The organism is Empedobacter stercoris (genome assembly GCF_025244765.1).
GTDB classification, from domain to species: domain Bacteria; phylum Bacteroidota; class Bacteroidia; order Flavobacteriales; family Weeksellaceae; genus Empedobacter; species Empedobacter stercoris.
The window spans coordinates 170,378-185,978 of the sequence record NZ_CP104209.1 but is presented as its reverse complement, the minus strand read 5'-3'; the positions used below and the strand labels follow the sequence as shown (position 1 = coordinate 185,978).

Annotated in this window: 12 protein-coding genes; 3 read left to right on the top strand and 9 right to left on the bottom strand. The window is 31.4% G+C overall.

All coding sequences use genetic code 11. The features are described 5' to 3' along the window. Positions 1-5 precede the first annotated feature (5 nt). A complete protein-coding gene (locus tag NZD85_RS00870; protein WP_171622172.1) occupies positions 6-995 on the bottom strand; it encodes an SDR family NAD(P)-dependent oxidoreductase in 990 nt (329 codons plus the stop codon). A gap of 183 nt (positions 996-1,178) precedes the next feature. Beyond that, entirely contained in the window at positions 1,179-3,290 is a 2,112-nt protein-coding gene (locus NZD85_RS00865) for a catalase (protein ID WP_188319935.1), read from the bottom strand. 437 nt (positions 3,291-3,727) lie between these two features. Here NZD85_RS00865 and NZD85_RS00860 point away from each other — a divergent pair, with 437 nt between their 5' ends. The 3 genes from NZD85_RS00860 to NZD85_RS00850 are packed head-to-tail and all read left to right on the top strand — an operon-like array spanning position 3,728 to position 5,381. Beyond that, positions 3,728-4,141, top strand: coding sequence for a Crp/Fnr family transcriptional regulator (locus tag NZD85_RS00860; RefSeq protein WP_260542785.1), 414 nt, complete (start codon positions 3,728-3,730; stop codon positions 4,139-4,141). Between the two features lie 19 nt (positions 4,142-4,160). Continuing rightward, positions 4,161-5,012 carry an SDR family oxidoreductase gene (locus tag NZD85_RS00855; protein ID WP_171622175.1) on the top strand — a complete coding sequence of 284 codons (852 nt, stop codon included), beginning with the start codon at positions 4,161-4,163 and terminating at the stop codon, positions 5,010-5,012. Positions 5,013-5,021: 9 nt separating this feature from the next. Next, positions 5,022-5,381 (top strand): hypothetical protein, encoded by a 360-nt coding sequence (locus NZD85_RS00850; protein ID WP_171622176.1) that lies wholly within the window; start codon positions 5,022-5,024, stop codon positions 5,379-5,381. Positions 5,382-5,613: 232 nt separating this feature from the next. On the opposite strand, the gene NZD85_RS00845 is transcribed toward NZD85_RS00850, so the two are convergent. From NZD85_RS00845 to NZD85_RS00815, 7 genes are all read right to left on the bottom strand, one after another. Next, positions 5,614-6,213 (bottom strand): Crp/Fnr family transcriptional regulator, encoded by a 600-nt coding sequence (locus tag NZD85_RS00845; RefSeq protein WP_171622177.1) that lies wholly within the window; start codon positions 6,211-6,213, stop codon positions 5,614-5,616. Positions 6,214-6,411: 198 nt separating this feature from the next. Next, on the bottom strand, positions 6,412-6,981 hold the full coding sequence (locus tag NZD85_RS00840; RefSeq protein ID WP_171622178.1) for a YciE/YciF ferroxidase family protein: 570 nt from the start codon (positions 6,979-6,981) through the stop codon (positions 6,412-6,414). A gap of 53 nt (positions 6,982-7,034) precedes the next feature. Beyond that, positions 7,035-7,637, bottom strand: coding sequence for a KGG domain-containing protein (locus NZD85_RS00835; protein WP_171622179.1), 603 nt, complete (start codon positions 7,635-7,637; stop codon positions 7,035-7,037). A gap of 887 nt (positions 7,638-8,524) precedes the next feature. Further along, on the bottom strand, positions 8,525-9,796 hold the full coding sequence (locus NZD85_RS00830; protein ID WP_260542779.1) for a chloride channel protein: 1,272 nt from the start codon (positions 9,794-9,796) through the stop codon (positions 8,525-8,527). A gap of 47 nt (positions 9,797-9,843) precedes the next feature. Next, positions 9,844-11,049 (bottom strand): NO-inducible flavohemoprotein, encoded by a 1,206-nt coding sequence (hmpA, locus tag NZD85_RS00825; RefSeq protein WP_260542777.1) that lies wholly within the window; start codon positions 11,047-11,049, stop codon positions 9,844-9,846. A 364-nt stretch (positions 11,050-11,413) separates the two neighbouring features. Then, entirely contained in the window at positions 11,414-14,497 is a 3,084-nt protein-coding gene (locus NZD85_RS00820) for an efflux RND transporter permease subunit (RefSeq protein WP_260542776.1), read from the bottom strand. 11 nt (positions 14,498-14,508) lie between these two features. Further along, on the bottom strand, positions 14,509-15,558 hold the full coding sequence (locus NZD85_RS00815) for an efflux RND transporter periplasmic adaptor subunit (RefSeq protein WP_260542775.1): 1,050 nt from the start codon (positions 15,556-15,558) through the stop codon (positions 14,509-14,511). Positions 15,559-15,601 lie beyond the last annotated feature (43 nt).

The following is a 15,601-nucleotide window of genomic DNA, read 5'->3' as shown; positions in this document are numbered from 1 at the left end:
TATTTTTAATTAATATTTTTTCGAATTCTTGTTGCTGTATAAAGTCCTATGCCTATAATTAGACCAATTGAGACTAATCTTTTGGTAGAATCTGAAAGAAGTACCGTACTTGTCTCTCCATAGACTTGATGCGGTTCTTTTGAAGGTTTTAAAATATTACCTTCATCATCTTTCCCTTTTGCTTGCTTCATCATTCCTCTCATCACAGCAGTTATAAGATTTGTGAATGTATGCGGAAAAATCCCGTGAATAAGCTTTATCATATAAGAACTAACGTCTGGAAAAGTATCTTTTTTAGGTTTTAATGTCAACTTGTAGATTACTTTTGCTGTTTCCATTGGATCGGCAGCAAATGGAGGAATTTTAAAATCTAATCCTGAATATTTTGCTGAATGCATATTCCCTGTAGATCGTTGTATTTGAGGATAAATATTACAAATATGAATTTCTGGATAAATACTTAATTCGCTTTGTAAACCACTCATTACGCCTTTAATTCCAGATTTTGTAGCCGAATATACAGCACTAAATGGTGCTGGCAAATAACCTCCAATTGAAACATTATTAATTAAAATGCCTTGATTTTGTTGTTTAAAAACAGGTAAAACATAATAGGCTCCATGCATATAGCCCATTAAATTTGTTTTAATTACTTGCTCGTGAATTTCCATCGGAATATCTTCAAATTTTCCACTCGCCATCACTCCCGCATTATTTACCCATACATCAATTCTTCCAAATTGACTAAGACAATATTCGACCAATTCTTTCACCTCTTCAGCAGAAGACATATCTGTTGATTTATAAACAGTATGACTACCTAAAGCATTACATTTTGAAACAGCCTTTTCTAAAGCTTCGACACCTCTTGCTGCTAAAATTATATTGTATCTCTTTTTTGCAAATAACTCGGCAGTTGCTAAACCAACCCCACTTGAAGCTCCAGTAATGACGGCTATTTTTGTTGTTAATGATGTTTGACCTCTATGTTTCATATTTTTTCTTTTAAGAATATTATTAAAAAAGTGAATCAAATTTAAAGGCATTGAACTTCGTAATACACAGTATAATTGAATATTAGTGCTTGTAAAAATTTAAAAGTATTTCAATAAGATGTTATTCAAAAAGCTGCATTGAAATTTATTTATTTGATAAATTATTGTAGAAAAAATCTCTCGTTATGATGGAACTTTTCTTGCTTTTTCGCGGTCCCAAATACGATGTAATTTCATCGAATTAATAAACTCATCTACCCAGTTTTGGGTTCCATCTTCTAATACAACTCCTTTATCTTTTTCAACAAATGATTTTTTTAATAAATCTTCGGTTCCTTTTGCAAAAGCTAATATTTTACAATGTCTATAAGCCTCATTAATAAACTCATAATAATCTGGATTTGAAATTAACGAACTAAGAGATTTACCTGATGGAGTAAACACTGCATCATATAATACAGAAGAATCCGTAAGATACGAATGGTAAATATTTTCTTTATCACCTTCATCATAGATTAACTCTCCAACTTTAGATGAAATTAAAACACCTACTGCGCCTTCTTTTTCCAATGCTTTTTTTAATTGATCTACACTTTTTTTAGAAACACCATTATCTACTAAAAAGGCTACTTTTCTGGTTGTTATAGTTCCTTCACCTTCTTTAACTTTCATACTCAAAGCAACAGATGAATTTATTTCTTGTTTTTTAGGCTGCAGAGGATAATTGGGATGATTTTGCCTTGCAAAACTTAATGTCAGTTCATCCAACTCTTTTGGAGGTACTATACCAAGATTATCACCAACTTTTTGAGCAAGAGTTTTATCAATTTGATAAAGGATAGCTACTTGTCTTTCTCTAATTTTTGAGTCGCTCACTTTGCTTAATTCAAAACTAAAAGCATCTATAATATGTTGTTTTTCTGATTCAGATTGAGAATTAAAAAATAAAGTGGCTTGAGAAAAATGATCCGCAAAAGAATCAGATCTTCCTCTTACTTTCATTCCTTGTACTTCTTGTTGATGAGATTGAAAACCTTCTTCACCTTTCAATATAGCATGATATGGACATCCTGATGCTTTACTATTTGGAAAATAACTTACATCTCCTTTTAAAATATCCATTCTATTTGTTCCATCCTTCTGATTGTTGTTTTTTTGATTGATTGATCTATTAATTGGTATTTCATGAAAGTTTGCACCACCTAATCTATAATTTTGAGTGTCCATATATGAAAATACTCTACCTTGTAATAAAGGATCATCTGACAAATCAATACCTGGAATAATTCTTCCTGGATCAAATGCAACCTGTTCAGTTTCTGCAAAAAAATTGTCTGGATTACGATTAAGTGTCATTGTCCCAATAAGTTTTACAGGCACTAACTCTTCTGGAATAAGTTTCGTAGGATCTAATAAATCAAATGGATAGTTCATCTCGTCCTTTTCAGGTATCAATTGAACACCCAAATCCCATTGTGGAAAATTTTCTTTTTCAATATTTTCCCATAAGTCTTGTCTATGAAAATCAGAATTAAAACCTGAAATTTTTTGTGCCTCGTTCCAAGCTACTGAATGAACTCCCAACTTAGGTTTCCAATGAAATTTAACAAATGTTATTTCACCTTTACTGTTGATTAATTTAAACGTATGAACACCAAAACCTTCCATCATTCTAAAACTTCTTGGTATCGCACGATCTGACATTAACCACATAATCATATGAGAAGATTCTGGCATAAGTGAAATAAAATCCCAAAATGTATCATGGGCAGAAGCTGCTTGTGGCATTTCAGTATCTGGCTCAGGTTTTACAGCATGTACTAAATCAGGAAAGTTCATGGCATCTTGTATAAAAAATACTGGAATATTATTTCCTACCAAATCGTAATTTCCTTCTTCTGTATAGAATTTGACTGAAAAACCTCTTACGTCTCTGGCTAAATCGGTTGAACCTTTGAATCCTGCAACTGTTGAAAATCTTGTAAAAAGAGGTGTAATTGCTCCTTTTTGTAAAAACTTTGCTCGAGTAAATTCAGAGATATCTTCATGAATTTCTAATATCCCATAGGCTCCACTTCCGCGAGCATGAACCACTCTTTCTGGAATTCTTTCTCGGTCAAAATGCCCTAACTTATCAAAATAAATGTGGTCTTGTTGTAAAGATGGTCCTCTAACTCCCAGTTTCAACGTATTGTTGTTGTCATGTATTGCAACTCCATCATTTGTAGTTAAAATCTGGTTGCTATTATCTACAATATATTTTTTTATTTGTTCAGTTTTCTTATTTTTCTTCATTTAAATTTGGTTTAATTAACTAATAATCAAAGATTAATCCATTTACAACTTTTAGATAAAATGATTTATATTTTGAACCTCTCCGTGTGATTAGCAGAATCTGAATAATTTGCTGTCATTTCTTTTGTTTTCTACAACTTATTCTTATGACACCAAATAAGGGTACAAGGCAGGTAATAATTTTGATAAAATATATTTCTTGTGTTTAAATAAAATGACAATCGATTTCGTCTTTATATTTTCAAAATTAGAAGGAGAAAAATGCTAAGAATATGATTACAATCATATTAGACTTTAATAAAATGATGTATTTAATAATCATTGGCGATAGCTTTTATTTCTTAAGACTAAAAAAGTAAATACCAACATGATCCTACTCATAAAATGAAGTTTAATCTGATATTACCTTAGATAGACGCTAATCAAAACTTTTTAATATGCTAATTAACAATGAATTATTACTAAAATTTGGAGGTGTAAAAAAAACATACAAACAAGGCGATATAATAATGAAAAAAGGGAAATATGCAGAGTTTTATTATCAAATTTTAAAGGGGAAGGCTATTAGAAATAACTTTTATCAAGAAAAAATTATTCTAAAATCTATGCTTGTAAAAGGACAAAGTTTAGGAGAAGCTTTTTTATTTACCAATAACTCTTATTCGATTACAATTCAAGCGATTGATGATTGCCATATTATTCGATTAGAAAAGTATAAATTTTTCAATCTTTTAGAAGAACATCCTCATTTATATTTGATTTTATGTCAATGTATGAGTGAAAAATTAGTTTACAAATTCAGCAAAATACAATCTATATCTACTAACACATTACGCAATAAATCTCGATAATTTTTAAAAAATTAATCTTATGAAAAAAATAAAACACGAAAAACAACAACAAAATAGACCTGGTATTGAAGAAAACATGAAACCTATTCCCAAAACGGATCCTATAATTTATGCGAAAGAAGGAAAATTAAAAGGAAAAGTAGCGTTAATTACTGGTGGTGATAGTGGAATTGGTAAAGCAGTTGCGCTGCTTTTTGCGAAAGAAGGGGCTGATCTTGCAGTAGCTTATCTTAACGAAGAAATTGATGCGAAGGCAACTAAAAAAGAAGTTGAAAAGTATAACAGAAAATGTTTACTGATCAAGGGGGATTTATCAAAAGAAGAAAATTGTCTTGCCGCAGTAGAAAAAACAATTGAATATTATAAGCAGATAGATATTTTAGTCAATAATGCTGCATTACATTGGGAAAGCGAATCTTTGGAAAATATAAGCAGCGAACAATTGATTAAAACATTTCAGAACAATGTGTTCTCATACTTTTGGACAACTAAATTTGCTTTAGTTTATATGAAAAAAGGAGGTTCTATTATAAACACCACATCTGTTACAGCTTATCGAGGAAGTCCAAAATTAATCGATTATGCTGCTACAAAAGGGGCTGTTGTTTCATTTACTAGAAGTTTATCGTCTAATTTGATAGCAAGCGGAATTCGAGTAAATGCTGTTGCTCCAGGTCCAGTTTGGACACCTCTTATCGTTTCTTCTTTTGATTCTGAAAAAGTAGCCAATTTTGGTACTGATTCTCCAATGAAAAGAGCAGGAATGCCAAATGAAGTAGCTCCTTCGTTTTTATTTTTAGCTTGCGAAGATTCTCAATTTATAAGTGGACAAGTCTTGCACCCGAACGGTGGAGAAATAATAAATGGTTAAAAAAAAGATATGCATATATATAAACTGGAAATAACTCAAACAGAACACGAATTTTTAAGTTTAATTCATGAATTTATATTCGGATCAGCAACAGCGCATTTATTAATTGATCCTCCATTTATCATTCAATCTATTGATAAAATTAGTCAAAAGACGAACTGCACACAGAAAAAAGAATTTCTAAATCAACTGATTGCAGAATACAAAATAAATGCTCTTGAATATGTTAATCAGAACAACATTTCAGATGAAGGAACTCTTTTTACAAAAAATATGCTTATTCGTTTTTACTCAAAATTCTCTTATTATAAAGTCCAAAAAGAACAGGAATTAATTCGGATCATCCATAACGAGTTCTTAGAAATATAATGCATTAACAAAAATTAGCCAATTATCACATAACAATGATAATTGGCTAACACAATAATCAAATTATTTTCTTTTATTTCTATTCTTTTTTCGCTTTCTGAGCCAAAAAAATAGAAAAATCCATCCACCTATAAGCAAAATTATATAGGCGAAAATATGTAAACTTGATATAAAAAATTCTTTAAATTGTGGAAACATAATCGTTGATTTAGGATGTTAAAAAATTTACTTTTTAATAGAGTATTTTTCCTTTATGCAACCGTAGCATGTCTTGAGATTCCATTAATTTTACTGTGCGTATAACAGTTTCGACACACATTCCAGTTAAACCAGCTAATTGTTGACGAGTAAGCTCTACTTTGAACGAAAAAGGTGTTTTGATTTCTACTGTATCATTTTTTAAATAATCTAATAATCCTTTTAACCTTACAATAGGACTGTTAATAGAATTATTTTGCATCATCAAAAACTTGTAATATAACTTTTCTGAAATACATCTACTCAGATTTTTATACAAGTAGGGATTCGAATTTAATAATTCTAAAAAAACAGATTTATTTAATCGTAAAAGAACTGTATCTTCTAAAGCCTCTGCATTTGTTGGATATTGATTATCCAGAAACAAGAAACATTCTCCAATACTTTTGCCTGGCGAAAGAATATTTTGAATAGATTCTTTGCCTTCTTCATTAAAATGGTTAAGTTTTACTTTTCCGACAAGGATTTGAAAATAAAAAAATGGATAACTACCTTCTTTAAAAATATATTCTCCATTTTTAAACGAGACCCTTTCTGCTCCATACTCGTACAATAGTTTTTCATCAATCAGCATAGTGTTAATTTTTGTGGTTTGTAATTTTTTATAGGCTGTTGAGAGAAGATAAAAATATCACATATTATTTTCAATAAACATACCATACAAACAATCAATTTGTTAAACTTTATCGATGTAATGTGTAAAAAACCAACAAAAAAGATCTCTTATCATAATTATTTATCATAAATAGTCATAAGAGATCTTATTTCAGCACTAATTTTCTTCTGCTTCTGCTTCGAAATTGATTAAAGTTTCAGCAATATCGGTTAGGTCATCATCCGTTTCCTCCTCTTCAACCAATGTTTTTTCAAGTAACTCAGCTACTTTATGATGCTCCATTGTAATTGCCAATTGTACCAAACCACCATAAGTTGCAATTTCATAATGCTCTATCTTTTGAGCAGCAATTATTAAAGCAGCATCACGTGTCATTGATCCATCTTGTGTCGATTTAATCATTTCTTCTGCTTCTTTAATTAGCCCCTTTATCGCTTCACATTCTTTCTTCTCTGTCTTTTCATCCAATAATCCAAATATTTTGTCTAATCGACTAATATGTTTTTTGGTTTGTAACTGATGATCTTCAAAAGCATCTTTTAACTCCTCTGTTGTTGCAAATTTTTGCATTTTTTCCAAACTATCAATTAATGCGTGCTCTGCATAATAAATATCTTTTAATGCAGAAATAAAAAATTTGTGCAAAGCTGACTTTTTCATTTTTTCATCAATATTTTCAGTTGATTTATCCATTGTATTATTTGGATGAGATTCTTTCTTTTCCATACTTTTTTATTTTTAATAAAATTGCCCCTCCGAAAAGAGGCAAAACAAAACAATTAATCATTTCTTCTTCCCCCGAATCCAGAACGACTCGAATTTGAAGATCGTCCTCTTCGATTTGAAGAACGCCCCCCTCCATGAGATGCTTTACCTCCCATGCGAGCTATACGTGTACGTTCCGCTTTACTCATAGATGCAAAACCTCTTTTTGAAGTTCCTGATTCACTATCCGAATTTCTGTTGTTTCCGCTTCGAGAAGAACGATTATGAGAAGAGGAATTAGAAGATGATCTTCGGTTATTAGATTGTGATGAAGAAGAACGACTTCCACGGCCAGAAGAACGATTATTAGAAGAAACAAATCGACCCATACTATCTCTTTCTGGCATATTTCTTCTGTTATTTCTTCTATAATCTTGATAATCATTGTCATTATAATCATCATCATAATCGTCGTCATAATCGTCGTCATCATAATTATCTTCTTGATAACCACTTGTAAAATTATCATAATCGTCTTCATAATCAGAAAAATCATCATCATAGTCTTCGTCTTGCGAAGCATCATTAAAACCATGATCATAACCCAGCTGATAGATTTCTTCTAATGTAGATTTTGAATTGTGCGAATTGTGATTGTTTGAATTACTCCTTTTCATAATTGTAGTTTTGTAATTTACTACATAAATAGACTAGTATTATTCATGTAGCAAATTGGATTTAACTTTTATTGAAATACTAATTAGATTTCTTTCTATGGCTAAATTATTCACATAAAGATTGCAATATTATGATTCAAATCATAAGCGTTTACAATCGTTTATAAATCTTAAAACCAGTTAAATAAACAAATACCCGTCATAAATTACGGGTATTAGAAAAGAATAAAACATTAATAAGTGTGATATGTAAAAGTAATTAATTTAACCTTGATTTTTACCAATAAGGAGACGTAATACTAATGAAATAAAAGCCATAAACAATAGAAAATGTACTACACCATAATACGAAATTCGCAATACTAAAAATAAAAAAGCCCAAAAAATGACTAAAATAACTGCTATTAAAATAAATGAATTTTTCATCATGAAGTAATTATTTAGACCAAAATTAACCTCATCTATTTCTTGTTTTTATGATTCAGGTCATATTTTATTAAGGAAAATTTGAATTTCTTACTTCGAGTTATTGTATAAAAAAATAAAACAAGCAAAAACGATTTATACAAATAATTTGTAGATTTTTAGGTCTAAAAAAAAAGAAATAAAGGACTTTTTAATTAAAAGAAATTCAAAAATGCATTCTTATATCTGCAAAAATCACCTTGCAGTTTGTTGATTTCAATACGTAAAATAAAGATACTTGAACCTAAAATAAAGTAACCAAAGATTAGTTTTGAACGCATCAATTAAACTATTTTCAATAGATTATTTCACGTTTATTATAGAACTATTTTCATCATAATTTAGCTTCTAATTCAATGAAAATTTTAAATCCATAAGCGATAAGTTTCTGCCACAAAATTTACGTTTTACATGATTAATGATTATTTTCTTACTGAAAGTGTATAAACCGTATAGGGAAAAATCCTTTTTGATAAAAAATAACTGACAAAAGTTAAGGCAATTAAAGGCAACCAAAGTACATACGAATTAAAAATTCCGAAGGTTAAAAATATAGCAGTGAAAGGAGCGTGCAATGTAGCTCCTACTGTTAATGCTACGCCTAATATTACAAAGTTTAAAACCAATACATCAGGCACAAAATACATTTTAGTCAACATTCCCACAATTAAACCTAAGCAAGCACCTGCAAAAATACTTGGCGCAAAAACGCCACCATCACCACCTAACTTCAGTGTTAAACCAGTTGTAAAAGGTTTTATAATGACCAAAATTAACGCAAGCAACGCTATGCTAAGTATATAGCTTTTTTCTTGTGTAAATTGAATAATGGTGTGATATCCTGATCCATATAATTCGGGTAAGAAATACAAAATACTTCCCAAGAAAATAGAACCGATAAGTAATTGCAATAATGGTCTGTGTTCAAAAAAAGAAGCCTTCTTTGAATATGTCACAACCTTTGTCATATATACACCGTAAACTCCCGATAACATACTTAATACAATAAAAAATGGTAGAGCTTCATACTTCCAATCGTGAACATACTGACTGAGATCGACCAACGGATGAACATTCATTAAGAAAAGTATGGCGGTTGCAAAAGCCACGCTAAGAATATGTGTAATCCAAAACACTTTTGTTTTCTGTTTCCTTATGGTTTCATACGAAAAAAACAAACCTGCCAACGGACTACAAAACAAAATAGTGACACCACTGGCAATAGCGGCTCCCATAAATTCTTTTCTGTATTTTTTAAAAATCACATCTTTTCGCGATGCCATATCACCCAAAGTTGCTGTTGCCACAACGGTTGAAACTTCTATTCCTGTGGTTCCACCAAAAACAACGGTAAGAAATCCATTAAAGAAATGCGACAACACTTTATATGAAGGAATCTTTTTCTTTGATTGAACTGCTTCTAATACTTCTGAAATTCCTTTATTCTTCTTTTTATTAAATACAAATTGACGTAAAACATAAATCAAGGCTAAACCAATAAAAGGAAAAACAATAAAAAACAATTGAAAATCTTTTGCTTTGTGTAGCAATAAATGTTCGTATTGTTCCACCAAAGTTTTAAACATTAACGTTAGCAAACCTACTACTATACCTACCAATGCAGAACACAAAGCAATACGACTCCATTTTACCCATTGGTAATTTTTTCTGGATACGTGCGTTTTAAAATTCATAAATACAAAAGGAGAAGCTTAGCTCCTCCCTACTTAATTAAACTTTATTATAAAGATTTTGGCCCAAATTCTTCAAAGAAAATTTGTTCCTCATTAACTTGGTTCGTTTTTAAATCGCCAATCATTTTTTCGATAAATGGACGAGGTCCGCATACATAATATTCAGCGTCGCTATCAAATTTCCAATCTTCTATTTTTGTAAAATCGATATGACCTTTCAAAACACTTGCATCTGCTACCGACTCTTCTACTATATCGTAAAATTGATATTTACGAACGTTGGGATGATTGTTTTGAATATTTTTGATTTTATCAGCAAATGCATGTACTTCTTTGTTACGACACGCATGTATCCAAACCAAATCTTGTTGCGCTTCTTCGTTCAAATCTAAAGTTTCTAACATAGACAACAAGGGCGTTTGACCAATTCCACCGCTGATAAATACTTTTTTGTTTGTATTTTCTTGTAACACAAAATTACCTGCAGGAGCGCTCAGTTCAACTTCACTACCTTCAACAATATGATCGTGCAAAAAATTACTAATCATACCATTTACTGCAATGTTTGGCCCTTGTTCACGTTTTACAGAAATACGGAAATACTCAGCATTTGACGCACAAGAAATGCTATATTGACGAATTTGTTCCAAATTCATTTCAGGTAAAAACACTTTGATACTTAAATATTGCCCTGGTAAATGATTTGGAATTGCTTTTCCGTCTTTTGGTTTTAAGTAAAAAGAAGTGATTTCGACAGATTCTTCTACTTTACTTTTCACAATAAATGTACGCCAACCTATCCAGTTACCCGTTTCTTCTTTTTTGTTTTGATACATTTTCTGTTCGTGCCCAATCATCAAATCTGCCAATTGATTATACGCTATAGTCCATGCTTCAAGTACTTCCTCTGTAGCTGCGTCCTGTAAAACTTCTTTAATCGAAGCCAACAAATGTGTACCTACGATCTCATATTGTTCAGGTTGTATATTTAAACTGCTATGTTTGTGCCCAATCATATCTATAACAGGCATTAATACTCCTGGATTTGCAATATTTTCGGCATAAGCCAAAACCGCCATTGCTAAAGCTGTTTGTTGTTTTCCCGAATGCTGATTTCCCATATTAAACAGGTTTTTCAATTCAGGATGATGTGTAAACATTCTCTTATAAAAATGTTTGGTAAGTGTCACTCCGCCTTCTCTTAATAAAGGAACAGTTGCTAAAATTATTTGTTTATTTTGATCTGTAAGCATAATTAATTTTATAATTGTGCGGCAAATTTAGGCTGACAATTTATAGTGCTTCTATGACTGCAATCATAAAAACATGTTGATATTTTTAATTACGACCATGGTTGAATTAGCTGTTAAAATGAGTGGTGAACGTGTATTAGTTTCAGTTTTATAAAGAGATATAAATGACAGTGTTGAAATGTCTTGATAGATAAATTTGATGTGATATTAATAAAACAATTGATCTAAATTTGAAAAAATAAAGCGATTATATGAAATATATCACCAGAAGTACAATTATGATTAAAAGACTTATAAAAAAAATCCGAAGAAGTAATAATTTCTCCGGATATGATAGTTAAAAATATAGTGCTTAAAAACGAAATTAATTCATTTTTTCTTTTATTGAATCTACAACATAATACACCATAGGTACTAAAAAAACTGTCAATGCCAATGATGAAAGTAAACCTCCGATAATTATCCACGCCAAGCCATTTTTCCATTCTGATGCTGTTCCACTCGCCAATGCAATAGGCAACATCCCAATCGCCATAGATAAAGTTGTCATCAAAATTGGTCGCAAACGTTCTTTTCCTGCTAAAATCAAAGCTTCTTTGTAATGTATTCCACTGCTTTTTAGTTGATTTGTAAAATCTACGATTAAAATTGCGTTTTTTGTGACTAATCCCATTAGCATAATCAATCCAAGTAAAGCAAATAAACTCATGTTATTTAAAGACAAATTCAATGCTAAAAATGCACCAATAATTGCAACAGGTATAGCAAATAGCGCCACAAAAGGATAAATAAAGCTATCATATAAGGCTACCATAATCAAATAGATAAGTAAAAATGAAATCAATAAAACCGAACTCAATGCTCCAAAACTATCATTTTGTCGTTTAATTTCGCTTCCCCAAGTGAGTTCCATATTTGCAGGTAAAGGGTTATTTTCAAGATAAGCGACAACGTCATCTGCCACTGTTCCAGAAGGTCTACCTAAAGCATCTGCCGTTAAGGTTACTGCTGCTTGTCTGTCTTTTCGTTCTAAAAGTGAATGCGAATTATCTCTTTCAATTGCTGCAAACTGAGAAACCTCGATCGGAATACCCATTGGATTAATTATATGAAGTTGGTTAAGGTCATCATAATTTTCTCGACTAAATTTACCCAACCAAATACGAACAGGATATTCTGTTCCATTTTCAGTTAAAATAGCATCGTCATTCCCCGTAAAAGCTGTGCGCAAATTTGTACCCACATAAGCTGTCGTTAAGCCTAAACGTTGCATTTTATCTTTATCTGGAATTATTTTCAACTCTGGACTTCCTGTCTCGACTGATAATCGAACATTATCTGCGCCAGGAATCTTTTCAATCATAGCTTTTAAATCATGACCTGATTGTAAAACTTGCTCCAAGTCGCTTCCACTCAAAGTAATTTCTATCGGTTCTGTTTTAGGGACTAAACCAATAACTGTAATAGAAAAACTAATACCTGTATATTCTTTTTGCAAATCTTCCCTTAAATTTTGCATAAATTGTTCTGTAGAGAGGTTATTAATTTGATTTTTAGGTTTTAACTGAATATTCAATTCGGTTTTGTTGACAGCACCAACTCCAATGCTTCCTATACCTGTACTTGGTCCACCTACATTACTAAAAACAGCTGAAACTTCGGGTTGATTTAGAATATAATTTTCTATTTTTTGTGACACTAAATTATTTTGTTGAATAGAGGTACTTTTATCAAACTCCAATGCCAATCGAAACTTTCCTTGATCGCCGGTAGCGATTAATTCTTTTCCTATAATTCCTTGTTTCATCATTACCGCAGTTCCTACAAATAGTAACAAAACAAATCCTGTAAAAAGCAATTTATGACCTAAAACCCAATTTAAAGTTTTGCCATACCAATTGATAAATTTGTCTAACTGATGTTCAAACCAAAGTAAAAAACGATTAAAAATAGTCGTAGGTTGTAAATCTTCTTTTTTTCCAATGCGTGAAGCTAACCAAGGAGTTAACGTAAACCCTACCAATAAACTTGTTAACGTAGAAGTAATCACTACTACCGAAAACTGTTTGAGCATATCGCCTACAAAAACTTGTAAAAATAAGATGGGTAAAAATACCACTACATCCACCAATGTAATAGAAAGTGCTGAAAAACCAATTTCCATTCGTCCGTCCAAAGCTGCAGTTGTTTTATCCTTTCCTTTATCCAAATGACGTTGAATGTTTTCTAAAACAACAGTTGCATCATCCACCAAAATACCAATAATTAAAGACATGGCAAGTAAAGTCATCAAATTAAGCGTATAACCTAATAACCACATCACTGCAAAAGAAGTAATTAAAGAAGTTGGAATAGCGACCAAGACAATCAATGCATTTCTGAAACTACGTAAGAAAAGTAACATGACCAATGCGACTAAAATAACAGCTAAAATCAAATCATACATCACCGAATTAACAGCTGCAATAGTTGTATCCGTACTATCGTCAGTGACTATAAATTGTACATTAAAGCTTGAATTTTGTTCTTCGATCGATTGGAACTGTTCTCTTATCAATTTCGAAACATCTACGGCATTGGCATCTCCTTGTTTCTTAATCAATAAACCTATCCCATTTTTACCATTGTAACGACTGTAAGAAGTAATTTCTTTCACTCCCTCTTCTACAGATGCAATATCTTTAACGTAAATCGGACTATTTGGAAAAGGCATTGCAATTTGTACATGTTGAATTTCTGAAAGTGTATTAAATTTCCCAACTAATCGAACCGAGTTATTTTCTTGGTCAGTTTGCAATTTACCAACAGGAATATCAATTCCAGAACGATTAATGGCTTCCACTATTTGATTCATAGAAATTTTGTAAAGCTTCAGTTTTTCTTTATCTACTTTTACTTGAATTTCTCGTTCTTCTCCACCTAAAATGGTAATTTCGGCCACTCCTTTTAATTGTTGAATTTGCGGTAGAAAATCGTCTTTCATTTTCTGGTAAAATACAGTCGATTCTAAATCGCTTGTTGCACTCACCGACATTATAGGCAAATCATTAGGTGACACTTTGCTCATCACAGGACTCTGAATATCCTTTGGTAAATCCTTTCGAATATTATCAATATAGCGTTGCGCATCCTGCATTGTTTTATCCAAATCTGTTCCATATTTAAGATTGGCAATGATCACAGAAGCGTTGGGCAATGATTTTGTAATCAAATAATCTACACCTTCTAAATTAGAAAGTGCATCTTCTATTTTTCGGGAAACAGAAGTTTCAACTTCATTGGGTTCTGCTCCGGGATAAGCAGTACGGATAACCACAACAGGTTGATTAAAATCGGGCATCAGTTCATAGCTCAAATTCTTAAAACCAATGATTCCTAAAAGCGTAAATACACTAAAAAGTACAATGATCAATGAAGGCCTTTTAATGGAAATTTCTGAAATGTTCATTATAACTGATTTTATTTTATTGTGATATTCGCTCCATCAAAAAGGTTGATAAATCCATTGGTTACAATTACATCTCCTTGGTTTAAACCGCTTGATACAACTGCTGAATTACCTACATTTTTTCCTACAGTAATTGGTTGTATGATTGCTTTTCCATTTTTTATCAAATACACTTTTAGCTTGTCTTTTTCTTTGATAATTGCCGAAGAGGGAATAACAATACCTTGATTCTGTTTGCTATCAGAAAGACTTAATTTACCAAACATTCCTGCTTTTATAGATAAATTATTGATGTTATTTACATGGAATTGTATAGGAAAACTATTACCACTATTAGCTTTACTTCCAATCATTTTAGTCGTTACTACAAGTGGAAAATCGGGATAAAGATCCGCGCTAATTTTATAAGCTTGATTGGTTTGAAAATAAATCAAATCATTCTCTGGAATATTGATTGTAAAACGTAAACTGCTTATGTCTGTAATCTGCAATAAAGGAACTGCAGGCGCTGCAAAACCACCAACCTCATTTAATTTAGCTGTAATCACTCCATTGAACGGAGCCTTAATAGCTGTTTTTCTAATTTGTTCTACTAAACTTGCTTGCTGTATTTTGGCTGATTTTAGATTTAATTTCGTTTTTTCCAACTGAATACCTTGTACTGCATCGGCTTCTGCTAAAATTGTATAACGCTTTACATCATTTTCTAAACCTTCAATCTGAACTTCAATTGTTTGTAACTGATATTTTAACAACGAGTTATCTAATTGTACAAGGGTTTGCCCTTTCCTTACTTGGCTTCCCACATCTACTAAAACAGCATTAATTTTTCCTTGAATATCCGAACTAATTTTAGATTCTTTATTCGGTTCAAAAATTCCTGTATAGAAATTCTCTGTATCTATCGCTCGCAAACGAATACTGTCTACACTTACAACAATCGGTTTTTCTTTATTGAATTGATAAACCTTACTTTCGGTAGTTTTCTTATTGCTTGTAAGTCTAAAAACAACCAATCCGATGAGAATAATCCCCACTATTATCCAACTTATCTTTTTCATATTACCTAAATTAACGATGTATAACTAAGCACTAAAAAATGAG

Coding starts and splice junctions, on each gene's coding strand:
- NZD85_RS00815 (WP_260542775.1), bottom strand. CDS start 15,558: ATGAAAAAGATAAGTTGGATAATAGTGGGGATTATTCTCATCGGATTG.
- NZD85_RS00850 (WP_171622176.1), top strand. CDS start 5,022: ATGCATATATATAAACTGGAAATAACTCAAACAGAACACGAATTTTTA.
- NZD85_RS00830 (WP_260542779.1), bottom strand. CDS start 9,796: ATGAATTTTAAAACGCACGTATCCAGAAAAAATTACCAATGGGTAAAA.
- NZD85_RS00845 (WP_171622177.1), bottom strand. CDS start 6,213: ATGCTGATTGATGAAAAACTATTGTACGAGTATGGAGCAGAAAGGGTC.
- NZD85_RS00865 (WP_188319935.1), bottom strand. CDS start 3,290: ATGAAGAAAAATAAGAAAACTGAACAAATAAAAAAATATATTGTAGAT.
- NZD85_RS00855 (WP_171622175.1), top strand. CDS start 4,161: ATGAAAAAAATAAAACACGAAAAACAACAACAAAATAGACCTGGTATT.
- NZD85_RS00840 (WP_171622178.1), bottom strand. CDS start 6,981: ATGGAAAAGAAAGAATCTCATCCAAATAATACAATGGATAAATCAACT.
- hmpA (WP_260542777.1), bottom strand. CDS start 11,049: ATGCTTACAGATCAAAATAAACAAATAATTTTAGCAACTGTTCCTTTA.
- NZD85_RS00870 (WP_171622172.1), bottom strand. CDS start 995: ATGAAACATAGAGGTCAAACATCATTAACAACAAAAATAGCCGTCATT.
- NZD85_RS00820 (WP_260542776.1), bottom strand. CDS start 14,497: ATGAACATTTCAGAAATTTCCATTAAAAGGCCTTCATTGATCATTGTA.
- NZD85_RS00835 (WP_171622179.1), bottom strand. CDS start 7,637: ATGAAAAGGAGTAATTCAAACAATCACAATTCGCACAATTCAAAATCT.
- NZD85_RS00860 (WP_260542785.1), top strand. CDS start 3,728: ATGCTAATTAACAATGAATTATTACTAAAATTTGGAGGTGTAAAAAAA.